Below are 7,947 nucleotides of genomic sequence, written 5' to 3'. Positions count from 1 at the left end.
TCTAGGAGATAGTATTGCCATTCGCTATCGTCAAGAATTTTCTACCTGTAATCCAGACGAGGTGGATTACGTCGCAATTTCTCCCGTCCAGATTGTCTCGGTAGCTACCAGCTTGATTCCTTTCCTAGAACACGATGATGCCAACCGCGCTCTCATGGGTTCTAATATGCAACGTCAAGCAGTACCTCTGTTGCGTCCCGAACGTCCTTTAGTAGGAACGGGGCTAGAAGCTCAGGCAGCCCGCGACTCAGGGATGGTAGTAGTTTCTCGCACTCACGGCATAGTAACTTATGTAGATGCAGAAGTTGTCAAAGTTCGCGTCGAAGAAGGGGAAAATGGTTTGTACGCTCCTAATCCAGGAGAAGAGATAATTTACAAGCTACAAAAATACCAACGTTCCAACCAAGACACTTGTTTAAATCAACGTCCTTTAGTTTATGTGGGAGAAGATGTCGTTCCAGGTCAAGTATTGGCTGATGGTTCTTCTACTGAAGGTGGGGAATTGGCTTTGGGTCAAAACGTCTTGGTAGCCTATATGCCTTGGGAAGGTTACAACTATGAAGATGCGATCTTAATTAGCGAGCGTTTGGTTTTTGACGATGTCTACACCAGTATTCACGTTGAAAAATTTGAAATTGAAGCTAGACAAACTAAATTAGGGCCTGAAGAAATCACTAGAGAACTACCCAACGTTGGAGAAGATGCTCTACGCAATCTCGACGAACGAGGCATTATTCATATTGGTGCTTGGGTAGAAGCTGGAGACATTCTAGTTGGGAAAGTAACTCCTAAAGGAGAATCCGATCAACCTCCAGAAGAAAAACTACTACGAGCCATCTTTGGGGAAAAAGCCAGGGATGTAAGAGATAACTCTCTACGAGTTCCTAACGGTGAAAAAGGAAGAGTTGTAGACGTGCGCGTCTTTACCAGAGAACAAGGAGACGAATTACCTCCTGGAGCTAACATGGTGGTCAGAATCTATGTTGCTCAAAAACGCAAGATCCAGGTAGGAGATAAAATGGCTGGTCGTCATGGAAATAAAGGTATTATTTCCCGTATTCTGCCTGTCGAAGATATGCCTTATCTACCCGATGGTACTCCTATTGATATCGCTCTCAATCCTTTGGGCGTTCCCTCTCGAATGAATGTAGGACAGGTATTTGAATGTCTTTTAGGCTGGGCTGGTGAAAACTTGGCTATGCGCTTTAAGATGATGCCGTTCGATGAAATGTATGGTAAAGAGGCATCTAGAGAAACCGTTCACGGCAAAATTCAAGAAGCTTCCCGCAAGCCCAATAAATCTTGGGTATATGACGAAAATAACCCTGGCAAAATTCAGGTGTTTGACGGACGTACGGGAGAAGCTTTTGCTCGCCCCGTAACGGTGGGCAAAGCCTATATGCTCAAGCTAGTTCACTTAGTAGATGATAAGATTCACGCTCGTTCTACAGGGCCATACTCCTTGGTCACCCAACAACCTTTGGGAGGTAAAGCACAACAAGGGGGACAACGTTTTGGAGAAATGGAAGTCTGGGCCTTAGAAGCCTATGGTGCAGCTTATACCCTGCAAGAACTGTTAACCGTCAAGTCTGATGATATGCAGGGCAGAAATGAAGCTCTCAACTCCATTGTTAAAGGCAAGCCCATTCCTCGTCCTGGAACACCAGAGTCCTTCAAAGTATTAATGCGAGAATTACAATCTCTCGGTTTAGATATTGCCGTACATAAACTAGAAGCTCAAGATGATGGTACTAGTCGCGATGTGGAAGTAGATTTGATGGCAGATACTCCCCGACGCACTCCCAACCGTCCGACTTATGAGTCTTTGCAAAGAGAGGAAACCACTGAAGAAGTCTAGTCAAAAAAATGAAGAACGGGGAATTTGGGATGAGTAATTCTCGGTTCCTTATCCCTAGTTCTTAGTCCTCAGTCCTCAGTTACTAATACCCAATTCCTAGTCAATAATGAGAAACCAAGTAGAACAAAGATTCGATTACGTAAAAATCGGTATTGCTTCCCCAGAGAGAATTCGTCAGTGGGGAGAAAGAACTTTACCTAACGGTCAGTTAGTAGGTGAAGTCACCAAACCTGAAACCATTAACTATCGTACTCTCAAGCCTGAGATGGACGGCTTATTTTGCGAGCGTATTTTTGGCCCTGCAAAAGATTGGGAATGTCATTGTGGCAAATACAAGCGAGTGCGCCATCGGGGTATTGTGTGCGAACGCTGTGGGGTAGAGGTCACTGAATCTCGCGTCCGTCGTCATCGCATGGGCTATATCAAGCTGGCTGCCCCTGTAACTCACGTTTGGTACCTCAAAGGTATTCCTAGCTATTTAAGTATTCTTTTGGATATGCCATTGAGAGATGTAGAACAGGTAGTCTATTTCAATGCCTATGTAGTTCTCGATCCTGGTAATGCAGGAAATCTTTCTGCCAAGCAACTCTTAACCGAAGATCAGTGGATTGAAATTGAAGATCAACTATACAGCGAAGACTCGGAGTTAGTTGGAGTAGAAGTAGGTATTGGTGCCGAAGCAGTACAAAGACTTTTAGAAGAAGTTAATTTGGAAGAAGAAGCAGAGAAACTGCGGGAACAAATTGCCGACGCTAAAGGACAAAAAAGAGCTAAATTGATCAAACGCTTGCGGGTGATCGATAACTTTGTTGCCACTGGCTCTCGTCCCGAATGGATGGTAGTTACTGCCATTCCTGTAATTCCTCCCGATTTGCGTCCGATGGTGCAGCTAGATGGAGGACGTTTTGCCACATCCGATTTAAACGATCTTTACCGTAGAGTAATTAATCGTAATAATCGTTTGGCTAGACTGCAAGAAATTCTCGCTCCCGAAATTATCGTTCGTAATGAAAAACGGATGCTGCAAGAAGCGGTAGATGCTTTGATCGACAACGGTCGTCGCGGTCGTACTGTAGTCGGAGCAAATAATCGACCTTTAAAATCTCTCTCGGACATTATTGAAGGAAAACAAGGGCGTTTCCGTCAAAACTTGCTGGGTAAACGGGTAGACTACTCTGGTCGTTCGGTAATTGTAGTGGGACCCAAACTAAAAATCTATCAATGCGGTTTGCCTAGAGAAATGGCGATCGAACTGTTTCAGCCTTTCGTGATTCATCGCCTGATCAATAGTGGCATGGTAAATAACATTAAAGCTGCCAAAAAACTGATTCAGCGCAACGATCCTAGCGTTTACGAAGTTCTCAAAGAGGTAATTGCAGGACATCCTGTAATGCTCAACCGCGCTCCGACCCTACACAGATTGGGGATTCAAGCTTTTGAACCTATTTTAGTAGAAGGAAGAGCGATTCAACTCCATCCCTTAGTTTGTCCTGCTTTTAATGCTGACTTTGATGGAGACCAAATGGCAGTTCACGTGCCTCTTTCTTTGGAAGCACAGGCGGAAGCGAGGCTATTAATGCTGGCTTGTCATAATATCTTATCTCCAGCAACGGGGAAACCAATTGTTGCTCCTTCTCAGGATATGGTACTTGGTTGTTACTATTTAACAGCTGAAGACCCCAGTGCCAGTAAAGGAGAAGGTCGCCGTTTTGGCAATTTAGAAGATGCGATTAAGGCTTACGAGCAAGGTCACGTCGATCTTCACGCTAAAGTTTGGCTGCGTTATGACGAAGAAGTAGTTACAGAAGAGCCAGACGTAGAAGTAGTCGAGTCAGAAACTTTGGCTGATGGCAGCACTATTGAATACTATCGTCAAAGATTTGTTCGCAGATCTCCAGAGGGAGAACAGATTTCTCAATATATCAACACTACCGTAGGTCGGATTATCTATAACAAAACGGTGCAAGACGCTTTAATGGCAACCGCCTAAAGAAAAAAGCAGCAAGTTTTAATAGCTAGGAACAATAAATAACAGCATGAAATTTTACAATCACATCGTTGATAAAGGTCGTCTGAAAAAATTGATGGCTTTATCTTTTACCGAATATGGCTCCGCTCACAGTGCGACTATGGCTGACTCTTTAAAAGAATTAGGCTTTCGCTATGCGACGGTAGCTGGGGTTTCTATTAGCGTAGACGATTTAAAAGTACCGCCCATTAAAGCTCAAATGCTGGAAGCAGCAGAAGTAGAAATTAAAGAAACGGAAGACCGTTACGCTCGCGGAGAAATCACTGAAGTAGAACGTTTTCAAAAGGTAATCGATACTTGGACTAGCACTTCAGAAAATCTGAAAAACGAGGTGGTAACTAACTTCCGTTCTACCGATCCTCTAAACTCCGTTTATATGATGGCGTTTAGTGGAGCGCGGGGTAATTTATCTCAAGTACGCCAACTTGTAGGGATGCGAGGTTTGATGGCAGATCCTCAAGGGGAAATTATTGACTTGCCAATTAAAACTAACTTCCGCGAAGGATTGACGGTTACGGAATATATTATTTCTTCCTATGGTGCGAGAAAAGGATTGGTAGATACGGCTTTGCGTACTGCTGACTCTGGTTATTTGACCCGTCGTTTGGTAGACGTTTCTCAAGATGTGATTGTTCGAGAAATAGACTGCGGTACAGATCGCGGTATTGAAATCAGACCAATGCAAGATGGCGATCGCACTTTGATTCCTCTCAGCGATCGTTTGTTAGGTAGGGTCTTGGCAAAAGATGTGGTCGATCCGAAAACCAAAGAAGTTATCGCCACTCGCAACCAAGATATTAGTCTCGACTTGGCTCAAGAACTCGGCGAGCGCGTAGATCGAGTAACGGTACGCTCTCCTCTAACTTGTCAAGCGGCTCGTTCGGTATGCCAAAAATGTTATGGCTGGAGTTTGGCTCACGGACACATGGTAGATATGGGTGAAGCGGTCGGGATCATTGCCGCCCAGTCCATTGGAGAGCCTGGAACTCAGTTAACCATGCGTACCTTCCACACTGGAGGGGTATTTACAGGGGAAGTAGCCCGTCAAATTAGAGCCAAAGCCGACGGTAAAGTAAAATTTGGCCCTGGTTTGAGTACCCGCCAAATTCGTACTCGTCACGGTGACGAGCGCAATCAAGTAGAGACAGTGGGAGACATTCAATTAATTCCCAACAAAGGCAAACCCGTCAATACTGCTTTGACTGCTGGTTCATTGATTTATGTTGAAGATGGAGAGGAAGTCAAAAAAGGACAGTTACTAGTAGAAGTAGCCAAACAACAGGTACAAAAATCTACCGAAAAAGCGGCTAAAGATGTAACTTCCGACTTGGCTGGTGAAGTAGTCTTTGCCGACCTCGTACCCGAAGATAAAAAAGACCGTCAGGGCAATACTACTCGCATTGCCCAAAGATCTGGCTTGTTGTGGGTGCTATCGGGAGAAGTATACAACTTACTTCCTGGTGCGGAAGCACTGGTGAAAAACGGCGATAAAGTCCAACCAGGAGACTTACTAGCTCAAACCAGACTGACTGCTGCTAATGGTGGGGTGGTTAGAATGATTCCCGATAGCCGCGAAATAGAAATTGTTACGGCTTCTGTATCCCTCGACCAGGCTAAAGTAAAAATAGAAAGCGATGGCGGTCGCGAACAATATATTATTTATACTGCCGACGAGCGCAAGTTTTTGCTCAAAGCAACCCCAGGCACTAAAGTTCAAAACAATCAAATTGTTGCAGAATTAATTGACGATCGCTATCGTACCGATACGGGCGGAATTATCAAATACGGCGGTATCGCCATCGGCAAAGGCAACCGCAAACAAGGTTATGAAATCGAAAAAGGCGGTACTTTACTCTGGATTCCCGAAGAAAGCCACGAAGTCAACAAAGATATTTCTCTCTTAATTGTTGAGGATGGAGAATTTGTGGAGGCAGGTACAGAAGTAGTTAAAGATGTCTTCTGTCAGTCTTCTGGGGTAGTAGAAGTCATTCAGAAAAATGATATCCTACGAGAAATTATCATTAAGCCAGGAGATATCCATCAATTAGACGAAAGCAAAAGTAAATGGCACGAACAACTGATTCAGCCAGGAACGGAAGTTATGCCAGGGGTAACTACTGAAGAACTCAGATATGGTGAAGTTGTAGAAACCACTGAAGGGCCTGCTTTAATTTTGCGCCCAGTTCGCGAATTTGAAGTAGCCGACGAACCTTCTATTCCTTCTCAAGCATCGATCAATCAAGATGATGGTCGTCAAATTGAATTGCGCTCGGTGCAGAGAATCTTTTACAAAGATGGGGAAAGAGTTAAATCTGTCAGCAGTTTGTCTTTGATCAGCACTCAACTAGTATTAGAGATTGAAACTACAGAAGAAAGTGACATAATTGCCAATCTCAGTGCTGATATTGAATTACAGCCCGACGAAGAAGATCCAGAAATTCAAAAGCTACAAATGGTAATTCTCGAATCTCTAGTTTTGAGAAGAGATACCGATGTAGACCCTCACAGTGGAGAAGTTCGCACTAGGGTAATGGTAGAAGACGGTCAAGAAATCGCCAAAGGAGCTACTATTGCCCGTACCGAGATTCAATGTAAATCTGCTGGGGAAGTTCAAGGGATTCGAGAAGGAGCAGAAGCTATTCGTCGCGTTCTTGTAGTGAGAAATAGCGATGTAGAAACCTACGAATTAGATCTAGCCAAGAGCAGTTTGAGTTTCCAAGAAGGTGATTTATTAGTATCTAATACAGAAATTGCTGAGGGAGTAAGACTAGAACAGTCTGGGCGAGTTGTTGAAATTAGAGAAAATGGCGGCAAAACTACTGTGGTTTTACGTCATACTCGTCCCTATCGCGTATCTCAAGGTGCGGTATTGCATATTGATGATGGAGATTTGGTACAGCGTGGGGATAACTTGGTACTGTTGGTCTTTGAACGTTCTAAAACTGGGGATATCATTCAAGGTTTGCCCCGTATTGAAGAACTTTTGGAAGCTCGCAAACCCAAAGAAAGTTGTATTTTAAGTCGTAGTTCTGGTGTTTGTCAGGTAGTTTATGAAGACAATGAAACTGTCGATATCAAAATTGTGGAAGACGATGGTGTAGTTAGCGACTATCCCATCAAGCCAGGACAAAATGCGATCGTCAGTGACGGTCAAAGAGTAGAAGCAGGAGAACCCCTAACCGATGGACCTGCAAATCCTCATGAAATTCTGGAAACTCACTTTAACTATCATCTACCAGAAAAAGGTTGTTACGAAGCATCTTTGATTGGCTTACAAAAAGCACAGTTATTCTTGGTAGAGCAAGTACAGTCTGTATATCAAAGCCAAGGAATTGATATTTCTGACAAACATATTGAAGTAATCGTCAGACAAATGACTGCCAAAGTGAGAATAGATGATGGTGGAGATACTATTATTTTGCCTGGAGAATTACTAGAACTACGCCAAATCGAGCAAGTTAACGAAGCCATGTCCATCACTGGTGGCGCACCAGCCCAATATACTCCCGTACTATTGGGTATCACCAAGGCATCTTTGAATACTGATAGCTTTATCTCCGCAGCTTCTTTCCAAGAAACCACCAGGGTTTTAACAGAAGCAGCAATTGAGGGTAAATCTGATTGGCTCAGAGGATTGAAAGAAAACGTGATTATTGGTCGTTTGATTCCTGCTGGTACTGGTTTTAATACTCCTGAAGAGCCATTGTCTCGTGGCGATCTCGATTCTGGAATGCGTAGTAATTCTGTTTATGGTTATGGCGATGATTTTGATGCCTATCGCGTAGCCGATGATTTGAATGCTAATGGCAATTCTTCAGCTAATCCCCGTAATTCATATCAGACTTTGAGCGATGACGAAAATGTTATTTTAGACGATCGCTCTGCCAGAGCCTATACGGGTTTGAACGATCCAGAGGGCAAGACAAATTAAACTAAATTAATTTGAGTTTTTAGAGCGATTTCGACTTGGAAAACTCAATCTCCTGAGCGATGTTGGGATAAATTAGAAAAAATCTGATTGAGATCCTGACATCGCTTTTTTATGTGATTCTACTTACAA

General features: G+C 43.6%; 3 protein-coding genes. All 3 read left to right on the top strand.

Annotation, left to right across the window (positions count from 1 at the left end; translation table 11 throughout):
• Positions 1 to 1,858: DNA-directed RNA polymerase subunit beta (rpoB, locus tag AC33VI_RS09330; RefSeq protein ID WP_491781993.1), on the top strand; the 1,858-nt coding region annotated here is incomplete at its 5' end.
• A 106-nt stretch (positions 1,859 to 1,964) separates the two neighbouring features.
• A complete protein-coding gene (locus AC33VI_RS09325; RefSeq protein WP_491781992.1) occupies positions 1,965 to 3,848 on the top strand; it encodes a DNA-directed RNA polymerase subunit gamma in 1,884 nt (627 codons plus the stop codon).
• Positions 3,849 to 3,894: 46 nt separating this feature from the next.
• Complete coding sequence (locus AC33VI_RS09320) at positions 3,895 to 7,818, top strand: DNA-directed RNA polymerase subunit beta' (protein WP_491781991.1); 3,924 nt, start codon at positions 3,895 to 3,897, stop codon at positions 7,816 to 7,818.
• Positions 7,819 to 7,947 lie beyond the last annotated feature (129 nt).

It is taken from the genome of Waterburya sp. (genome assembly GCF_058530065.1).
This window is presented reverse-complemented; position numbering and strand designations above follow the sequence as displayed.

What these genes read in the sequence shown, in the direction of transcription:
- AC33VI_RS09325 (WP_491781992.1), top strand. Translation starts at nt 1,965, where the DNA reads ATGAGAAACCAAGTAGAACAAAGATTCGATTACGTAAAAATCGGTATT.
- AC33VI_RS09320 (WP_491781991.1), top strand. Translation starts at nt 3,895, where the DNA reads ATGAAATTTTACAATCACATCGTTGATAAAGGTCGTCTGAAAAAATTG.